Source organism: Clostridium beijerinckii, from assembly GCA_003129525.1.
GTDB classification, from domain to species: Bacteria; Bacillota; Clostridia; order Clostridiales; family Clostridiaceae; genus Clostridium; species Clostridium beijerinckii_D.
The window spans coordinates 4,061,152-4,079,826 of record CP029329.1 but is presented as its reverse complement, the minus strand read 5'-3'; the positions used below and the strand labels follow the sequence as shown (position 1 = coordinate 4,079,826).

Sequence of the window (18,675 nt, the reverse complement as noted above, 5' to 3'; positions counted from 1 at the left end):
CATGTGAATTATGTTTTACTGAATTAGTTTTAATAATATACAATTATTAATGTGGTGATGTTAATTTCAACCCAATGATTCCACTAACTATTAATACAATACAAATCATACGAATAGTATCAAATGGTTCTTTAAACAAGATAATACCTAAAATTACAGTACCAACAGTTCCTATACCTGTCCAAATTGCATATGCAGTACCTATTGGAAGGGTTTTTATAGATAATGATAAAAAATAGAAACTTGCAATCATTCCTATTAAAGTTAATATACTAGGCATTGTTTTTGTAAATCCTTGTGAATATTTTAATCCAATAGCCCAGCCTACTTCAAAAACTCCAGCTATCACTAGATAAATCCATTTCATAATTATTCACTCCTTAAATTAATATATCTTTTATATCATAATTAATATAAGAATAATAATATTTCTTGGCATAATTCTAAAAAAGCAAAAAATAAAAAAGCCAATAAAAATATTATTAAAATATCTCCCAGGCTTTTATCCTTCCGTGTACACATTTAACTGTGCGTTTTCTCTCGGACCTGCCAGCTTAAACTGCGGAACCCTAGAAAACTATATAAATTATTTAGTTATTTATAAGTTGCAACTAATAAATGAATTTTAGCATAAGATAATATTTTAATCAACTATATATGTTTTTTTCCAAATTCATAATTGTTAAGGACTAAATTGTAGATTGATTATAAAATATATAGGTGAAAGTATTTGGTTGAGAATGAAGAAAATATATTTTAATTAATTGTAAAGATATTGTTAATGATTCAACAGTTGGTGCATTTATTGATTGTAAATATCCCTTAATTGCAACGGTTAGAATTAGCGGTATGATGTTAGATTATCCTAAATTATTAAACCTCGGAATAGGTGGACTCCGAAAATTAATTAATGGACATTTAGAAAAGGATAAGGATAATAATTTCTATATTGCTTCATTACTAGCATTAGACTTATTTGTAGAATCTGCAAGTTATCTACAAGAAATGGTGCAAAGACATATGGAAACAGCAAATGATACAAGGAAGAAAGAATTAGAAGTTATTTTTGAAAGTTTAGAAAAGATCAAAAATGATAAACCAGAAACATTCCATATATGCAATTAAGCATTTAGTATTTGAAGAAAAGAAATATACATTAGAAGAATTGCAAAAAGCAGCTGAAGCTAACTTTGAAGGATATGAAAAGATAAGAAAAGATTTAATAGACTGTGATAAGTATATTAATGTATATTGAAAGCAAATGTGTAAAGTGTAAAACATGCTTAGTAAATTGTCCTAAGAAATCAATTGATTTTATAGATGGCAGAATGGTATTTAATCGTAAAACTTGCGGTGAATGTGAGTTATGTGGAGAAGTATGTCCAAACCATGCAATACATTTTGCAGGAATAAATAAAAGTATAGATGAAATTATATTTGAAGTTATGAAAGACAAAGAATATTATGATGATTCTAATGGAGGCCTCACAATCTCAGGCGGGGAGACTTTTCTTCATTATGAGGAATACCTAAAATTATCAAAAGAAGGCAAAAAACAAGGTCTTAATATAGCAGTAGAGACTACAGGAAATGTTGATATAGAAAAGATTTCTGAAGCTGAACCATATATAGATTTATTTTTATTTGATATTAAGCATATTAATAATAAAAAGTTAAATTAAGTTACTGGAGGAAATCTTGATAAAATCCTAAAAAATCTTGAGTATATTTCCTCAATAAATCCAGACAAGATAATTATTAGAGTACCTATTATACCAACTTTTAATTATGACGATAAAACAATAAATGAGATTATTGATTTAGCATGTAAATATAAAATAAAAGAGGTCCATTTGTTGCCATTTCATAATTTGGGAAAAAATAAATATGATCAAATAGATAGAAAATATGAATTTGCTAATATGAAAATGTTAGATAAGAATGAATTAAATAAGTATTTGGATATTGGAAATAGTAAAGAGGTCAAAATAAAGATTGGAGGATAACTTATAGATATTCAAGATGAAAACTAGGTCGATGAAAACTATACTTATGGGGATATCCTGCCGAAAGGAAGGTCATGCATTTCTAGTTTGGGATATTTTTATAGGAGAAGTATATATTAGAAATTGGATATCTATATTATGTGATTTTTAGGTCTAAAAGTCACAATCAAGGTAATTCACTTAATGTATTTTTTTCTTGGAAATGAAATAAAGTAATTGCATATGTATTGTATAACTTATATATTATATATTAGTTATACAATACATTAGTTAGTTATAGTGAATAAAAGGTTATGTCTAAACCTTAAAAGGCAAGTGGAGAATACGATGAGTGAATTATTAAAAACAATTACAGATAAACTAGAAGCAAAAGCAACAAGATTTGGGTTTAAGGGAACTGATAGCGTTCATGTATCTTTAGTACTCACGGAAGATGAACAAAAAGAATTTGAAGCTATGAATTGGGATGATCATTATTACTTCGAAATTAAAAATAATGTGTTACATATAAATTATGTAGAAGAGTTAGTAGTTTATTGCGAGGGATTAGAAAAAAAATACAACATAACAAATCTAGAAAAAAAATATGGAAAGTTTACATATGAAGATAAAGCAATATATCAAATTGAAGATGCATTTCCAGAGAGACAAATTGAAGGTACTATATATAGATCATATGCAGTTGATAAAGAGGGAAAGGTATATTTTATAATATGGAAACAATATGGTAAAGATGCAGAACGTAAAATGTTTATAAATGAAGATGGTAAAGTAATGGGTGATTGTACAAATCGTGCAAATGCATGCAACTGGAATGATTACATAATCGAAGAAGTTGTATTTTAATTAATGTATATATAATTAAAAAAATTGCCTAGAAATGCTTAGTATACCTTCTATCTTTTTACTTTTCACAGAAAACTTAATTATAATAAATTACAAAATTAATAATATTGTATTGTACTTGGTTCACCTGTTTATTCAGCTTGAAGTTAGGCTCACCTTCGTTCGTAAGTTAATGTTTCTCTAATTCATACTGGATATTCAATGTTAACTTCTAAAACTCCAACTCCAGAAAGTGTCAATGTAATACTAATGCGCTATACTCCTTTGTATTACATTGACACTTTCTTCTATTAATCCTCTGAATGTGATGGCAGGATTAAAGTCTTCGCGTTAGACATTGATTGTCCTAATCCATATTTTTTAATTAATTGTTGAAAAATTGGACTCGTATAATGTACCCCTTGATCAGAATGAATAAATGCATAATTATGCAGTTTCATTAATCTATTCTTTTTTAGTTTATGTATAGTCTCTGTGGCTATATCTAGTTTTAAACTATCAGATACATTGTATGCTAAGATTTCGTTTGTAGATGCATCCTTAATTGTTGATAAATATGCCTTTTGGCCCTTACCATAGAATAAATAAGTTATATCTGTTAGTAGTACTTTACCAGGTATATCTTGTTTGAAATTTCTCTTTAGAGAATTTGATAAAACGGAATGTTCCCTTGTTGCTTTCATCATTCTTCTAAATGGATTAGCCTTTCTAATTTGAACAATAATGTTATATTTTCTATTACTCGTCTAATACGCTTTAAGTTGTATACAATGTCAAATTGACCTTCTAATGTCATTTTAATTTGCCTAGCACCTTTTTACGACCCTTAAAATTGTAGGCCTTCAGAATATTATCTCTAACCAACTCATCGACCCTGTCAAGAGTGTCTCTGTTGATCTTCGATTTATCGGTAAAATAATTATAATATCCCTAACGTGAAACTCCTGATATTTCACATAAATGAGTAATCATATTTTTAATAGGTTGTTGAATAAACAAAATTTGTAAAAAATAAATAAGTCATTCCTTTGTGATATAATAATTTCGCAAAAAACCTAAAAATATCACATAAGGAATGACTCAAATATGATTATACCATTAAATATTAAAAGCGAAAATGACCATTATAAAATTTTTGAAGCTGTTAAAGTTGTATTTGCTAAATTAAATTCAAATATTCAAAGTACTAAAGGCCGACCTCGCAAGTATTCAGATGAATAAATAGTTGCATACATATTATTATGTGGCGTTAAAAGTAGTATTTTCAGTTTAAGGGAACTTGAATATCGTATAAAGCAAGACCATGTGTTTCAATCTATAATTCAACTTAATCAAGTACCAGATTATTCTACATTCTCATTAAGAACTAAAATTTTAGAGAAGCATATATATTATAGTATTTATGCTATGTTTGTTGAACTTATTAATCCTGAAACTAGATTGTGTGCAATAGATGGAAATGCTTTAAGAAGTTCCAAGTATGATAGCGAAGCTAAATCCGGTAAGGGTACCCGCATTTGATACTATCAAGGTTATAAATTACACTGTATTGCAGCAGTTAGTGATATTATAATTCCTTTAGTTTTTGATTTAACAACAGTTAATGTTTATGACAATCAAGTCTCAAATTTACTATATGAAGCTAAAATTTATAACCCATTTTTAATACTTGCAGATGCAGCATATGATTCAGTAGAGTCGCTTGAAATCGCTTCCGGATTAGAATTTAATTTGTTAACTGATATAAATATGCGTAAGGCTAAAAGTATTGAGTCATTTATTGATAAACGATATGAAAATGCTTTGTTTCTTCAATCTCCTATAGGATTCAAATTATATAAAAACAGCAACGAATAAATACTAGAAAATATCCTTGGAATCTATAATTTCTAAGAATATTTTCTTAAACAATTAATTGTAAAAATTAGTTATTAAACAACCTATTATTAATAAATAATATAATAAAAACAATAACATATTATAAATGATCTATGATTATTACCACTATTTATAAATATTTTTGGGAAAAAATGAAATAATAATTGACATATACGAACAAATGCAATAAAATTAAAACATAAACAAACAAATAAAAGAACATAAACGAACGAATAAAATATTTAAGAAGGAGTAATTATTATGAATAAAGCATTAATAGCAGTACCAATTGGAGATCCAGCAGGCGTTGGTCCAGAAATAGTTGCAAAATCAATTGCAACAATGAAAGTATTTGAACAAGCTAGAGTTATTGTAGTTGGAGATAAAAAAATCATGGAGAATGCAATTAAAATAGCAGGTACTAATTTAAAAATAAATGTAATCAATAATCCAGAAGAGGGGATATTTGAAGAAAATATACTTAACCTAATTGATCTTGATAATATTGACATGGATAAATTTGAATTTGGTAAAGTATCTGGTATGTGTGGAAAAGCTGCTTATGAGTATATAGAAAGAAGTATTCAGTTAGCAAATTCAGGTAAAGTAGATGCAGTAGCAACTACACCAATCAATAAAGAATCTTTAAAAGCTGGAAAAGTCCCTTATATCGGCCATACTGAAATCTTTGGTGCTTTAACAGATACATCAGATCCATTAACAATGTTTGAAGTAAGTGGAATGAGAGTATTCTTTCTAAGCAGACACGTATCATTAAGACAAGCATGTGACATGGTTAAAAAAGATCGTATTATTGATTATGTTAAGAGATGTATGGAAGCTCTTAAAAAATTAGGAGTAACAGAAGGTACAATGGCTATTGCCGGACTTAACCCACACTGTGGAGAACATGGATTATTCGGAGATGAAGAAGTTAACGAAGTTATGCCAGCAATAGAGGAACTTCAAAAGGAAGGTTACAAGGTAGTTGGACCAATTGGAGCAGATTCAGTGTTCCATCAGGCATTACAGGGAAGATTTAACAGTGTATTGTCTTTATATCATGATCAGGGGCATATTGCGACAAAGACACTTGATTTCAATAGAACAATTGCGATTACAGGTGGAATGCCAATACTTCGTACATCTGTAGATCATGGAACAGCATTTGATATTGCTGGTACAGGAAAAGTAAGTTCTATCAGTATGATTGAAGCTATCTTATTAGCAGTAAAATATTCACAAAATTTTAAAAAGTAATGATAAATTAAAATATACTTAGTTGTTGAATATCATTAAACACCTAAATAAAGTTTAAAATCTTTATTAGAGTACAAATAGTGATATAAAGAGATTGGCTATTTGTACGGGGTGTTTAATAATTATTATAGAATTTACACAGTTTAAAAATATGCTAAATGTAAACGATAGATATAATTATTTATATTTTCTAATAAAAAAATATTATGTTTATCCCAATTTTGTCATTAATATTAATAATATTATTATAACACAGTAGAAGAATGTATAAAAATCTAACATTAAAAATTAGAAAAAGCAAAAGTTTGCAGAAGTTTGCAAACGATTAATAATAAATGTTTAGGAGGAAGTAAAATGTTAAAAACAGTAATTATTGCAGATGATTTAACGGGAGCTAATGATACGGGTGCTATTTTGGCACAGGATGGGTTTACAGTAGGAACAATTTTAAAAACTGAAGATATGAATCAGTTTTCAGCTTTTGATGTGCTATGTATTAGTACAAACAGTAGAGGTATTTCTAAAGAAGAAGCTTATGACAGAGTCAAAAAATCAGCTTTGTTATTTGAAGGAAAGAAAGATTTGTTATTTAGTAAACGTATTGATTCAACTCTACGTGGAAATGTAGGAAGTGAAATTGACAGTATTATTGAAACACTAGGTGATGACACTATCGCAGTTGTGGTTGCATCTTTTCCAGGTTCAGGTCGTACTTGCATAGGTAATTATCTATTAGTCAATAATGTACCACTTGAAAGAACAGAAGTTGCTAAGGATCCAACTTCTCCTGTTACAAGTTCAAAAGTAACAGAAATTGTAAAAAGACAAAGTAAATATAGTGTTGGTTATGTAGCTTTAGAGGAAGTATTAAAAGGTGCAGATGTTATCAAAGAATCAGTTTTAAAATCAGCAAAAGACAATAGAATTGTAGTAGTTGATGCTAGAACAAATGAAGATATTATAGAGATTGCAAAAGGTTGTATTGCAACCCAATTAAAATTTGTTGCTATTGATCCAGGCAGCTTCACCGCAGCTGTTGCGAAAGAACTTTTTGCAAAGAGTTTACAAGTTAAAAATGAGAAAAAGATATTATGTGGAATCGGAAGTGCCAGCAATTTAACAAGAAAGCAGATTAAAACACTAAGAGAAAAATATAATCCTTTAATAGTAAAAACGGATACTATCAAATTCCTAGATGCTGAAACAAGGGAAGAAGAGATTAACCGTGTGGTAGATGAAATTATTGCAAATGAAAGTGAATATGAGATTTTAGCAGTTGTTACGACAATTGATGACAGTGATGTACTTGCCTTTGGAGAATTGAATAAAACTTATGGCTACAGTAAGAGTGAAAGTGCTGGTTATGTTACAAATTCAGTTGCAGACATAGTTTATAGAATTAGAAAAGAACTTGGAAGTAAAATAGGAGGAATCTATACATCTGGTGGCGATATATCAGCTGCATTCTGCGAAAAGATAAAATCAGTAGGATTTGATGTTAGAGATGAAGTTGTTCCACTAGCTATTTACAACATAGTAATTGGTGGAGAGTTTGATAAAACACCTATGATTACTAAGGGTGGATTAGTTGGTGATGAGATGACACTTGTTACTTGTGTAGACTATTTAAGAAACAAAATGTAGTTAAAAATAAATATGAGAGAAGAGGTTTTATTATGAGTGCACAGATGCAAATGGTATTAGGTCTTATAATTGGAATGGTTTTATTAATTTATCTTGTTACAAAAACAAAAATACATGTATTTTTAGCTTTAATAGTATGTGCAGTGATAATTGGTGTTATTGGAGGCATGAACTTAACTGCCATCACTCAGGCTATTCCGGCTGGATTCGGAAAGACATTAAGTAGTATTGGTATTATTATTGGGTTTGGTGTTATGCTTGGGAAACTGTTGGAAGATTCAAAAGCAACAAATGTTATGGCCAATACATTTATCAAGTTACTTGGAAAAAACAAAGAAGAAGAGGCATTAACGGCAGCAGGTTTTGTGACCTCATTATCAATTTTTTGTACTTCTGGATTTATTATTTTAGCCCCATTAGTAAAAGGACTTTCAAAAAAATCTAAAAAATCTGTAGTTGCTCTTGGCATAGCTTTAGCAGGCGGTTTAGTGCTAAGCCACAGTTTAGTACCACCAGCAGCTGGACCTATTGGCGTTGCCGGAATTTTAGGGGCAAACATCGGAAAGATGATGTTATTTGGTACTTTGATATCAATTCCTTCAGCTATTGTTGTTGTAATTTATGCAAAATATATGGATAACAAGATATATCAGCTACCAGGTGAAGGTGACCAAGCTTGGATTCGTCCAGAAAAAAGACTTGTTGCCAGTGCAGATTCAACAAATGCAATTGATTCAGATGAAAAATTACCATCTGCACTAAAGGCTTTTGCACCAATTTTAGTACCAATTCTTTTAATATTGGTAAATAATATTTTAAGTACAGTTGGTCTGAATAATAACATCATAGGAATTATCTTAGCATTTATTGGCACACCAATCATTGCTTTAGCTATTGGTCTACTGCTCGCTATTATTTTTTTAACAAACGGTATGAGCAAAGAAAAGACTTTAGGCTCAATGGAAGAAGGACTGAAAGCAAGCGGTAAATTAATGCTGTTAGTTGGTGGTGGCGGAGCTCTAGGCGCTATTATCCAAAATAGTGGTCTTGGAGATTACATTGCAAGCGCAATTGCAAGTACACCTATTCCAGCAATCCTTTTACCTTTCATTATCTCATTATTATTAAGAGTTATTCAAGGTTCAGGTTCTGTTGCAATGCTTACTGCAGCTTCAGTAACTGCACCTATGATTACACAATTAGGACTTGATCCAGTATTTGCTGGACTAGCTGCATGTATAGGCGCAATATTCTTTTCTTATTTCAATGATTCTTATTTTTGGGTAATTAATGAATCAATAGGAATTGAAAACACAAAAGAGCAAATGAGGGTATGGACTGTTACATCAACTTTATGCTGTTTTACATCATTAGCTACATTATTAGTATTAAATGCTATCTTTGGCTAGGTAATCTTTACGGATTTAATTGAAAAATCTCTTAATTTCATATATTATTAATGTGAGAAATGGGAGGTATAAACATGTTAATCGCTGAACGACAGTTAAAGATAATAAACATTATTAAAAAAAAAGGTAGCGTCCAGGTTGATACGCTTGCAAAAGAATTGAATGTAAGTACCATGACAATCCGGAGAGACCTTGAAAAGTTAGATGAAGACGGGGTTATTGAAAGATGCCATGGCGGTGCGGTTTATAAGCAGGAGATTACTTATGAAGATAAGTTGACTACTAACAGGCAGGAAAAAGAAGCTTTAGCCGCTATATGTGCAAGCTTTGTAAAAGAGGGAGATGCAGTCTACTTAGATGCAGGTACCACAACCTTTGAAATAGCCAAAGGAATTATGAATATTGATAATATTACAGTACTATCAAACGACTTGGAGATTGTTCGCCTTCTGAGAAACAGCAATGTAGAGCTGATAATTTGTGGTGGGACTGTGCAAAAAAGTACAGGTAGTATCCATGGTTATTATGCAATGCATATGTTGGAAAATATGAAGTTTGACATTGGATTTTTCGGAACAGCTGCTATTGATGAAAAACTTAATGTGATGACGCCTACAGCTGACAAAGCATTTCTAAAGAAACAAATTGTTGGTCAATGTCAGCAGTCATTTATTGTGTCAGACAAATCCAAATTTAACAGGAGAGCTCTGGCATATGTGAATTCATTAACAGATTATACTTATATTGTTACCGATTATGAATTTAATGAAGAAGAAAAAGCCATTCTGAAAAATGGCGAAACTAAAATTTTAGGGACAGTAGATAGTTTTGTGTAAAAACAAAACTATCTACTGTTTTTTACATAATAAGTTGGTAGTTTTGGAGTAATATACTTTAGAATATTTAAACAATTTGGTAATATATCAATAATAAAATGAAAAGAAAATTAAATAATTTTGATAAAAAAGGGTAACTTTAATAAAACTTTAATAAACATACAGCTTAAAATAAATGTACGTTCGCAAAAATTTATAAAATTATTTAGCTACCCCATTTGCAGAGTAGAGTAGATTTTTAGCTAGCAATCCGAAAATCAAACGAATTAATTTACGAGAAGTTAATGCGAGTGCGCGTTTATGCTGATGAGTAGTAAATTCAGCATATTTCTTTTGATAGAACTCATTATATTCCGGAATGTGTCTTAGGGCACTTCCAGCAGCTCTTAGCAGGTAATAGCGCAAATAAGGTTACCTGCTTTGCGGATTGGTGTGTTTTCAGCCTTGAAACTGCAGATTGATTTTCTTTCCACACTATGCTTGCATATTTAGCAACAGCATCATTACTAGGAAATGCTTGAACGCTACCTAATTCAGCAAGAATACCACTAGAATACACCGGAGCGAATCTGGGAATGGACATCAAAATTTGATATTTCACGGCATTCATGATTATAACTGCTTTTTCAATGGCTTTATTAATAGTTTTCAGTTCTTTTTCAAAACCCCGAATACAATTAAAAGAGCAAGCAATTGGTGTTGTGAACGGTTCATACAAGCATTTATCAAGGCGGTATAATTACGGGCCGCCTGATGAAGAATTTCAGAGGTTATCTGTGGATTTGAAATTCTCTTTCGGTTTTTTGTACTGACGAAATCAACAAGTTCTTCTATTGAAGCATTTGCAATGACTTCGGAAAATAAAAACTGAGTTAATATCGAAGAAGCGGTAGCGCCATATTTGTCAGAAAAAGGATGTTCATTACCTTGTAACAAAGCAAATTCACAAACTTGAGAAACACATTAGATAATATGTAAGTTTTTTCTCTAGTAAAGCATTCTACTATGTGAAGCCTATGTCTGGTAAGCCTTTGCAAGGCAAGGTATTGAGAATCACGTCAAGACTCAGTATGAATTCTGCCAACTCTTGCAAAGTCAGCTATGACAAAAGAGTCAATACCGTCATTTTTATCAAGAGCATTAAAGGAGTTCTTATAGTTAGCAACTTCCTTAGGATTCAAGCAGTAAACATAGGGTTTGTAGGGCATAAGTTTTTCGCTTGCAGATAAAAAGTTAGCTATATGTACTCCATAAAATGAAGTGAATTCTAAGTGGATTATTATAGCTTTAAAAGTATTATTTTCTAGTATATTAACAAGCATGGATTGAAGATGATCTGCACCAGATTGTTTATTTGGAACAGGTTTCATCTCCCACTCAAATCCAAAATTTTTAATGGTATCATAAGCTGTTACTATTCCTCCTCTTGGGATAGCAAGAATAATAGGATTTTCATCTTTAAATTTCGCAAGTGCTATAGAAAGTTTTTCTCCTGCATCTTTTCTATCTACGAACATAATATCAACGCTCCTTTAACTAATATGAATTAGTTTGAGTTGAAGTTATAGAATTATTCAAGAAGTTTTATTTTCATGTATATTTAATTTAATACTGCACACAATAATATTTGAAAGAGGTGATTCTCATGGAAAATGATTTTAACAATAATATTTGGGGATTACTCCGAAAATGATTTTAAAGTCCCCATAAGTACACTTATCTTTCAAAAAAATAAAGTTAGGGTTTAAAAATAAACCCTAGCTTTATTTTTTTATAATCAATTAACTTTACACAATAAATTTACTAATGTGGTTATATTTTATATATAATATAAATACATTCTTGTAGATTATTATATATAAAGATTTAAATGAAAAATATACATTAAATAATAAAATTTAAAATTGGGAGGTATTTAAAAATGTTAGCAGATTACCATGTACATACAAGTTTTTCGAGTGATTCAGATTATCCAATGGAAGAAGTGGTGAAGCATGCAATTGATATTGGTTTAAATGAGATATGTTTTACTGACCATGTGGATTATTTTATGGATGATGATACTCATTTAATTGATTATGAGGTGTATTTTAAAGAATATAAGCGTCTTATGAATAAATATAAAGATAAGATTATCTTGAAGTGTGGGATTGAATTTGGAGTGCAGATGCATAAAATACCAGAATTTGAAGATGATTTTGCTAAGAATGATTTTGACTTTGTTATTTTATCAAATCACCAGATAGATGATAAAGAATTCTGGAATTATGAATATCAAAAAGGAAAAAATCAATTACAGTATAACCATAATTATTATATCGCAATTTTAAACATAGTGACTAATTATAAGGACTACAGTGTATTGGGACATTTAGACATGATTAAATGTTATGATCAGATAGGAATATTAGATGATACTGTGAATGAAGAGATTATTAAAAATAGTCATTGCTGATGGAAAAGGTATCGAAGTAAATACTTCATCCTATCGATACGGATTACCTGATCTTACTCCTTCCAAAACAATACTTACTTGGTATTATGAACTAGGTGGCAAAATTATAACCATAGGATCTGACAGCCATAAGGAAAGTGATTTAGGAGATAACATAAGGCAAGTGAAAGAGGATTTAAAAAACATTGGTTTCCGAAAATTCTGTACTTTTGATAAAATTATAGAAGCAGTGAATCAAGTAAGTCCTAAAATTCAAATAGTTAAAAGTTCTGCTGAAAATATAGATATTGATAAGAATAATATATTGACTAGAGTGGATGGGTTATCTTCAATATCAGTTGAAATCTCAGCATCTTCACAAGAAATCTCTGCGTCATCAGAGGAGATGAGTGCTTCAACAGAAGAAGTAGCATCAGCTTCACAAACACTTACTAGTATGACTAATGAAATGATTGAGGAAGTAAATAAGTTTAAAGTTTAAAAGCTTAATTCCAATACTTTTAGTATAGGAATTAGGCTTTTCTTAAAAAACACATGTAAGAATAAATTCACTTAATAGTACATCCTTCCATACAATAATTAATGAGAGATAATAAAGTAGGGAAGGAAATCTATGAGTACAAAGCATTTTTTTACTTGCGGAAACACAGCCAAAGGATTCCGTAATTTGTTTAGAAGTAATATACAATCATTAACTAAACTCTTTATCCTTAAGGGAGGACCAGGAACAGGAAAGTCTACTATAATGAAAAAAATTGGTAAAGAGTTAGAGACGCTTAAATATGATGTTGAGTATGTACATTGTTCTTCAGATCCTGATTCTCTAGATGGGGTTATTGTTCCAAAACTAGGTGTGGGCATAGTTGATGGGACTGCACCACATGTTATTGAACCAACAGCACCAGGAGCTATTGAAGAGTATGTAAATTTGGGAGTGAGTTGGGACACAGATAAACTAGAAACTCATGCAAAGGAAATTCTAGATATTCAAAACAAGATTAAGCAATGTTATGAAAAGGCTTATGATGAGTTTGCAAAAGGTCTAAAGGTTCATGATGAATGGGAAAAAATCTATATTGAAAATATGAATTTTTCAAAGGCCGATGAACTAACAGAAGAGGTTATTAATAAATTATTTGGAACCACACACTTAAATAAAACTAGTTGCATAAAAGATCGTTTTTTTGGTGGTTCTACACCTTATGGTTCGATTAATTTTGTAGAAAATATTACAGAAAATATTGCCCAAAATTATTTTATAAAAGGTCGACCAGGTTCAGGTAAATCAACAATGTTAAAGAAGATACTGGAGAGGGCTAAATCCCTGGGGATAGATGTAGAGGTTTATCATTGTGGTTTTGATCCAGACAGTTTAGATATGCTGCTTTTCCCAGAATTAAATATCTGTATATTTGATAGCACTGCTCCACATGAATATTTCCCAAGTCGTGATGGTGATTCTGTTATTGATATGTATGCGGAATTAATTAACGCCAATACAGATGAGACTTATGAAACGGAGATCTCAGATATTGCAGCTCGATACAAACTTTGTATCAATAAAGGGACAGCTCACCTTGCTATGGCTAAAGATTATCATGACGAATTGGAGAAGTTCTATATTGAGGCTACAGACTTTAAAGTGATTGATGGAATTTATAAGGATCTCTATAAAAAGATTATTAGATATCATAAGTAAGTGCGGAATTTACTAAAATTGAATAAGAGATAAGAGATAAGAGATAGTTGTAGTTCATCACAAACATTTAAATCCTCCACAATACTTAATATAAGTGTTGCGGAGGATTTTTCATTCAGGCATATTAAAAACTCTTCTATTTTACTATTTAAGAAACATAATTGAAAAGTTGATTTATAAATATTATATATATAATATACCTAAAATAATAGTATGCACGTATATTGTAAGATACTAACCTAACGGAGAGTAGAGTATAATCGTTTCTCCACATTTAGAGCCAAAACAATGAGAACAAATTATTTAATGTAAACGAAACTATTCCGAAGATTGGAGAGTTTGTAATTCTTGATAAATAAATACCATCTTCGAATTGGTGGAACATTAATTAGCTTTAAACATAAAATAAAATTAATAGGGTATAGATCCATAGCAAGTAAAATATAAGGAGATCTCTTATGCATAATAATGAAAATACTTATTGTCCTTATTGCATACAAGAAAATGTTTGCCCATTTTTTTATGAACAAATGAGAAAATTAAGTAACTATGAAGATGAGGATGACACTGAACTCGAACATTTTGACTTATTTTCTCAAGAAAGCTACTTAAATGACACTAGAGCTCCTGAACAGGAAGTAACTAGAATATTTAGAATGATTAATAACCAGCAACCACAAATCTTGAGGGAAGTTCAAAGAGTAATAGAGAATTACTTTAGAGAAGCTATTTCCTTTACTTTAGATGAGGCACCAAAATATAAAGGAAATATTAATCAACAAATAAATACTATTTACAATAATTTTAGAAGAAAATATTACACAATTTTTTCTTTTCTTAGTACTTCCGGAGTACCTAACAATGTTGTTAACCGTACCTTTAGGGATATAATAGAATTTACTCTTAGAAATAGAAATGTTCCACCTAAACCATTACCTACTCCAGTACCTGAGCCAGGTCCTGGTAGTAAATGGAGTCAATGGGAGGACCTTGGTGGAGTTTTGACTTTTTCCCCAGCAGTTTCTTCTTGGGCACCAAACAGGCTTGATACCTTTGTAACAGGTACTGATGGCGCATTATATCATAAATACTGGAATGGCTCTCGGTGGAGTGAGTTCGAAAACCTTGGAGGTACTTTAACTTCAGCTCCAGCTGCTGTTTCATGGGGAAATAATAGAATTGATGTTTTTGGTAGAGGCACAACTAATGCTATGTATCATAAATATTGGGATGGATCTCGTTGGAGTGACTGGGAAGATCTTGGTGGTACATTAACTTCTGCTCCAGCAGTTTCTTCTTGGGCACAAAACAGACTTGATACATTTGTTCGTGGAAGTGATAATGCTCTTTATCATAAATATTGGAACGGTACTGCATGGAGTGAGTGGGAAAATCTCGGTGGGAATCTAACATCTTCTCCGGCTGCTGTTTCATGGGGAAATAATAGAATTGATGTATTTGCTCGCGGTCAGGGAAATCGTCTATATCATAAATGGTGGGATGGCGCTAGTTGGAGTGATTTTGAAGATCTTGGGGGTAATATAACATCAGCCCCCGCAGTATCATCAAGAGCTGATAATAGACTCGAAGTATTTGCAAGAAATCTCAATAATCAGTTAATCACTAAGTCTTGGAATGGCTCACGTTGGGGTAACTGGCAGACTATAGGAGGAACACTTACATCTGATCCTACTGCAGTATCTTGGGGACCTAATAGAACTGACGTATTTGTTAAAGGCACAAATAATGCTTTGTGGCATATTTGGAGAGATTAAATTAAAGTAATAAAAACCAACAATTCTAGTATGAAATTGATGTGCAAAAACAAATTTACACTAGAATTGCTGTTTTTTATGATCGATGAACAAAAATATATTAATACACAAGAAAACAAATAGTAGGGTAAATGAATATGGAATTAAAAGAATTAGTAATTAACCATCTAAATAAAAGGTTTAATTAAAGAAAGTTAAAGTTTGGTATTATTTGTTACATATTTATTATTTATATTGGTGTTATATTGAATATAACAATAAATATAGCAATATTTTTAAGAAATTACTTAAATTCAATATATTGACTTAGATTATTTATAAGATTATAATAATAAATGTTTTGAAAATGGAAGTGAAATATATCATATGATTAAGGGTGGTGTAACTAATCGATATAAAAGAACAAATTGAAGAAACTAGAGATAAATTGAATATGCTAATAGCAACTAAAGAGAGAATTACAGAAGATAAGGAATTATTAGAAATTAGCGTAAAATTGGACAAGCTAATAAATAAATATTTTTATACTAGAAATAATGAACTAGCTTTGTGAAATTCTATAAATATGAAATAATATTATAAACGAGTTATTTATAATATAATTAAATTAGCTTATATCTTTAATTACCACGTTAAATAAGATATAAGCTATATATTTTAGAAAAAATAGTTGATAGACTTATAAGCAATAAAACATATATATATATAATAAAAATAAAGTCAGTGATATTTTAATTTTATATATAGTAAACTTTAATCATAGATTCTATAATATTTAAGAACAATTAAATATTTATAATTAAAAAGGCAATAAACATGAATGTTTATTGTCTTTTTTTCATACACTGTTAATAATAATAACTAAATATATGATTATTTATGACAATTATTGGGCGAAAAAAACTTATATTTGCAAAAAGCTAGAATTATTAGAATGTTAATGTCTTGCAATATATTAGTGACATATGATAAAATATCAATTGGTTTGTTACGATTTTAAGATTTCTAGTAAAATATATTAATATTCTAAAAAATAACATATTAAAAATACGATTTTTGACGAATAGATTAACTAAATAGGAGGAAATAATGAACATTTTTAAGAAGAAATCAGTAGACCAGATATTGGAAGGTATACAAAAGACGGCTTTAAAGAAAAATCTTAAAGCTAAAGATATAGCTGCATTTGGTATTGGAGCAGTAGTAGGAGTAGGTATATTTGTTGCCACAGGAGAAGGGGCGCATTTAGCAGGACCAGCAGTAATTATTTCATTCATTATAGCAGGGATAATAGCTTGTATTTGTGGGTTATGTTACTGTGAACTTTCAACTATGTTTCCTGTTGCAGGAAGTACATATTCATATTCATACATAGTATTTGGCGAAATAATTGCAATGATAATTGGATGGTGCCTTACTGCAGAATACGTAGTTGCCTGTAGTGCTGTTGCATCAGGATGGTCAGGTACATTTGTTGGTATATTAAAGTCAATAGGAATAACAGTTCCTACAGCATTTACTGCATCACCAAGCAAAGGTGGAATAGTAGATTTACCAGCCATACTAATAATAGTATTAATAACTGCTCTCTTATGTTATGGCATGCAGGAAAGTGCAAAAGTCAATAATATAATTGTAGGAATAAAAATAGCTATAATTGTTATATTTGTAGTTCTCGGAGTATCACATATAGATACAGCTAACTATCATCCTTTTGCTCCACTTGGATTTAATGGTATTTTTGCAGGAGCAGCGACTATATTCTTCTCCTATATAGGTTTTGATGCCATATCAACAGCCGCAGAAGAGGCAGAAAATCCTAAGAGAGATATTCCACTAGGGCTTATAGCTTGTTTAATAGTAGTTACAATACTTTATGTTTCTGTTGCAGTTGTGCTTACAGGAATGGTTCCTTATAAAGAAATAATTTCAGAAAATGCAGTGCCAGGGGCATTAGCAAGAGTAGGTATAAACTGGGGAGCCGCGTTAGTTGGAACAGGAGCAATACTTGGAATGATGTCTACCCTAATGGTAATGCTTTATGGTCAAGTTAGAATATTTATGGTTATGTCAAGAGATGGACTTTTACCAAAGGTATTTTCAAAGGTACATCCTACACATAAAACACCATATATTTCAACTATAATAACTGGAACTATAGCATCAGTAATAGCTGGATTTTTACCACTAGATTTTATTACACAATTTTTAAGCATAGGAACATTATTAAGTTTCATAGCAGTATCTGCTGCAGTTATAGTACTTAGAAAAACTATGCCTGATTTTAAAAGAATATTCAAAACTCCTGGAGTTCCATTTACTCCAATAATATCTATAATATGTTGCTTAGCTTTATTAAGTAGATTACATATAAAAACTTGGATAGGTTTTGCAGTTTGGCTTATTATAGGACTTTTAGTATATTTCTTTTATGGAAGAAAACACAGTATTCTTCAACATGAGGAAAACCCAGAGGAGTCAGACGAAGCTGTATAAAGTAATTTTTAAGATAATAATTCATTAAGTATACATAATAAAACAAAAAATGGTGAAGCTAATAAATATTAATTGATTCAATATATATAATAAATTAAAAATTAGTATGTATATAGATAATTAGTTGTAATATTTTAAATCATTAGTCTATATTACATGATACAAGGAGTGATTTTATGGCTAATAAACGAAAAACTACAAAAAAGCAAATGGCTTCACTTGGATTGAAAAAAACTGAAAGTGGTGATTACACTTATATAAACCCAGAAGATAAAACAGGGTCATATAAACCTGTAAGAAACCCAAATAATAAGTAAATTAATTAACTGTCTCATAAAGAATTTTAAATTCTTTTGAGGCAGTTTTACTAT

Annotated in this window: 15 protein-coding genes and 3 pseudogenes; 15 read left to right on the top strand and 3 right to left on the bottom strand. The window is 30.3% G+C overall.

Annotated features, from left to right (window positions below; genetic code table 11):
• Positions 1-46: 46 nt before the first annotated feature.
• Positions 47-367 carry a quaternary ammonium compound-resistance protein SugE gene (locus tag DIC82_18395; protein ID AWK52843.1) on the bottom strand — a complete coding sequence of 107 codons (321 nt, stop codon included), beginning with the start codon at positions 365-367 and terminating at the stop codon, positions 47-49.
• Between the two features lie 482 nt (positions 368-849).
• On the opposite strand from DIC82_18395, the gene DIC82_18390 reads away from it, so the two are divergent.
• The 4 genes from DIC82_18390 to DIC82_18375 all read left to right on the top strand — a co-directional run bounded on the left by DIC82_18390 (position 850) and on the right by DIC82_18375 (position 2,852).
• Positions 850-1,125: a hypothetical protein gene (locus tag DIC82_18390; protein ID AWK52842.1), complete on the top strand. Its 276-nt coding sequence runs from the start codon at positions 850-852 to the stop codon at positions 1,123-1,125.
• Complete coding sequence (locus tag DIC82_18385; GenBank protein AWK52841.1) at positions 1,091-1,255, top strand: hypothetical protein; 165 nt, start codon at positions 1,091-1,093, stop codon at positions 1,253-1,255. Before DIC82_18390 ends, DIC82_18385 begins: the two co-directional genes overlap by 35 nt.
• On the top strand, positions 1,245-1,682 hold the full coding sequence (locus DIC82_18380) for a hypothetical protein (GenBank protein AWK52840.1): 438 nt from the start codon (positions 1,245-1,247) through the stop codon (positions 1,680-1,682). The genes DIC82_18385 and DIC82_18380 overlap by 11 nt, the downstream gene beginning before the upstream one ends.
• Positions 1,683-2,333: 651 nt before the next feature.
• On the top strand, positions 2,334-2,852 hold the full coding sequence (locus DIC82_18375; protein AWK52839.1) for a hypothetical protein: 519 nt from the start codon (positions 2,334-2,336) through the stop codon (positions 2,850-2,852).
• Between the two features lie 290 nt (positions 2,853-3,142).
• Here DIC82_18375 and DIC82_18370 read toward each other — a convergent pair whose 3' ends face one another.
• A complete protein-coding gene (locus DIC82_18370) occupies positions 3,143-3,538 on the bottom strand; it encodes a hypothetical protein (GenBank protein AWK52838.1) in 396 nt (131 codons plus the stop codon).
• 400 nt (positions 3,539-3,938) lie between these two features.
• On the opposite strand from DIC82_18370, the pseudogene DIC82_18365 reads away from it, so the two are divergent.
• From DIC82_18365 to DIC82_18345, 5 genes and pseudogenes are all read left to right on the top strand, one after another.
• Positions 3,939-4,697: pseudogene (locus DIC82_18365) on the top strand (transposase).
• A 288-nt stretch (positions 4,698-4,985) separates the two neighbouring features.
• Complete coding sequence (locus tag DIC82_18360; GenBank protein AWK52837.1) at positions 4,986-5,990, top strand: 4-hydroxythreonine-4-phosphate dehydrogenase PdxA; 1,005 nt, start codon at positions 4,986-4,988, stop codon at positions 5,988-5,990.
• A gap of 354 nt (positions 5,991-6,344) precedes the next feature.
• Positions 6,345-7,634, top strand: a complete 1,290-nt coding sequence (locus DIC82_18355) for an Hrp-dependent type III effector protein (GenBank protein ID AWK52836.1) — start codon at positions 6,345-6,347, stop codon at positions 7,632-7,634.
• A 32-nt stretch (positions 7,635-7,666) separates the two neighbouring features.
• Entirely contained in the window at positions 7,667-9,043 is a 1,377-nt protein-coding gene (locus DIC82_18350; protein AWK52835.1) for a gluconate permease, read from the top strand.
• Positions 9,044-9,117: 74 nt separating this feature from the next.
• Positions 9,118-9,879 (top strand): DeoR/GlpR transcriptional regulator, encoded by a 762-nt coding sequence (locus tag DIC82_18345; protein ID AWK52834.1) that lies wholly within the window; start codon positions 9,118-9,120, stop codon positions 9,877-9,879.
• A gap of 201 nt (positions 9,880-10,080) precedes the next feature.
• Here DIC82_18345 and DIC82_18340 read toward each other — a convergent pair.
• A pseudogene (locus DIC82_18340) lies at positions 10,081-11,276 on the bottom strand (IS110 family transposase).
• Positions 11,277-11,800: 524 nt separating this feature from the next.
• Here DIC82_18340 and DIC82_18335 point away from each other — a divergent pair.
• The 6 genes and pseudogenes from DIC82_18335 (at position 11,801) to DIC82_18310 (ending at position 18,304) form a co-directional block, all read left to right on the top strand.
• A complete protein-coding gene (locus tag DIC82_18335) occupies positions 11,801-12,334 on the top strand; it encodes a hypothetical protein (protein ID AWK52833.1) in 534 nt (177 codons plus the stop codon).
• Positions 12,335-12,539: 205 nt separating this feature from the next.
• Positions 12,540-12,815, top strand: a pseudogene (locus tag DIC82_18330) (methyl-accepting chemotaxis protein).
• 132 nt (positions 12,816-12,947) lie between these two features.
• Positions 12,948-14,033 (top strand): hypothetical protein, encoded by a 1,086-nt coding sequence (locus DIC82_18325; protein ID AWK52832.1) that lies wholly within the window; start codon positions 12,948-12,950, stop codon positions 14,031-14,033.
• A 458-nt stretch (positions 14,034-14,491) separates the two neighbouring features.
• Entirely contained in the window at positions 14,492-15,808 is a 1,317-nt protein-coding gene (locus tag DIC82_18320) for a sialidase (GenBank protein AWK52831.1), read from the top strand.
• A gap of 388 nt (positions 15,809-16,196) precedes the next feature.
• Positions 16,197-16,361, top strand: coding sequence for an aspartyl-phosphate phosphatase Spo0E family protein (locus tag DIC82_18315; GenBank protein AWK52830.1), 165 nt, complete (start codon positions 16,197-16,199; stop codon positions 16,359-16,361).
• Positions 16,362-16,897: 536 nt separating this feature from the next.
• Positions 16,898-18,304, top strand: a complete 1,407-nt coding sequence (locus tag DIC82_18310) for an amino acid permease (protein ID AWK52829.1) — start codon at positions 16,898-16,900, stop codon at positions 18,302-18,304.
• Positions 18,305-18,675 lie beyond the last annotated feature (371 nt).

Bases quoted from the DNA above. Each gene is read 5' to 3' on its own strand.
- DIC82_18355 (AWK52836.1), top strand. From the start codon at position 6,345: ATGTTAAAAACAGTAATTATTGCAGATGATTTAACGGGAGCTAATGAT.
- DIC82_18380 (AWK52840.1), top strand. From the start codon at position 1,245: ATGTATATTGAAAGCAAATGTGTAAAGTGTAAAACATGCTTAGTAAAT.
- DIC82_18320 (AWK52831.1), top strand. From the start codon at position 14,492: ATGCATAATAATGAAAATACTTATTGTCCTTATTGCATACAAGAAAAT.
- DIC82_18310 (AWK52829.1), top strand. From the start codon at position 16,898: ATGAACATTTTTAAGAAGAAATCAGTAGACCAGATATTGGAAGGTATA.
- DIC82_18385 (AWK52841.1), top strand. From the start codon at position 1,091: ATGATAAACCAGAAACATTCCATATATGCAATTAAGCATTTAGTATTT.
- DIC82_18375 (AWK52839.1), top strand. From the start codon at position 2,334: ATGAGTGAATTATTAAAAACAATTACAGATAAACTAGAAGCAAAAGCA.
- DIC82_18325 (AWK52832.1), top strand. From the start codon at position 12,948: ATGAGTACAAAGCATTTTTTTACTTGCGGAAACACAGCCAAAGGATTC.
- DIC82_18335 (AWK52833.1), top strand. From the start codon at position 11,801: ATGTTAGCAGATTACCATGTACATACAAGTTTTTCGAGTGATTCAGAT.
- DIC82_18350 (AWK52835.1), top strand. From the start codon at position 7,667: ATGAGTGCACAGATGCAAATGGTATTAGGTCTTATAATTGGAATGGTT.
- DIC82_18395 (AWK52843.1), bottom strand. From the start codon at position 367: ATGAAATGGATTTATCTAGTGATAGCTGGAGTTTTTGAAGTAGGCTGG.
- DIC82_18390 (AWK52842.1), top strand. From the start codon at position 850: ATGATGTTAGATTATCCTAAATTATTAAACCTCGGAATAGGTGGACTC.
- DIC82_18345 (AWK52834.1), top strand. From the start codon at position 9,118: ATGTTAATCGCTGAACGACAGTTAAAGATAATAAACATTATTAAAAAA.
- DIC82_18370 (AWK52838.1), bottom strand. From the start codon at position 3,538: ATGATGAAAGCAACAAGGGAACATTCCGTTTTATCAAATTCTCTAAAG.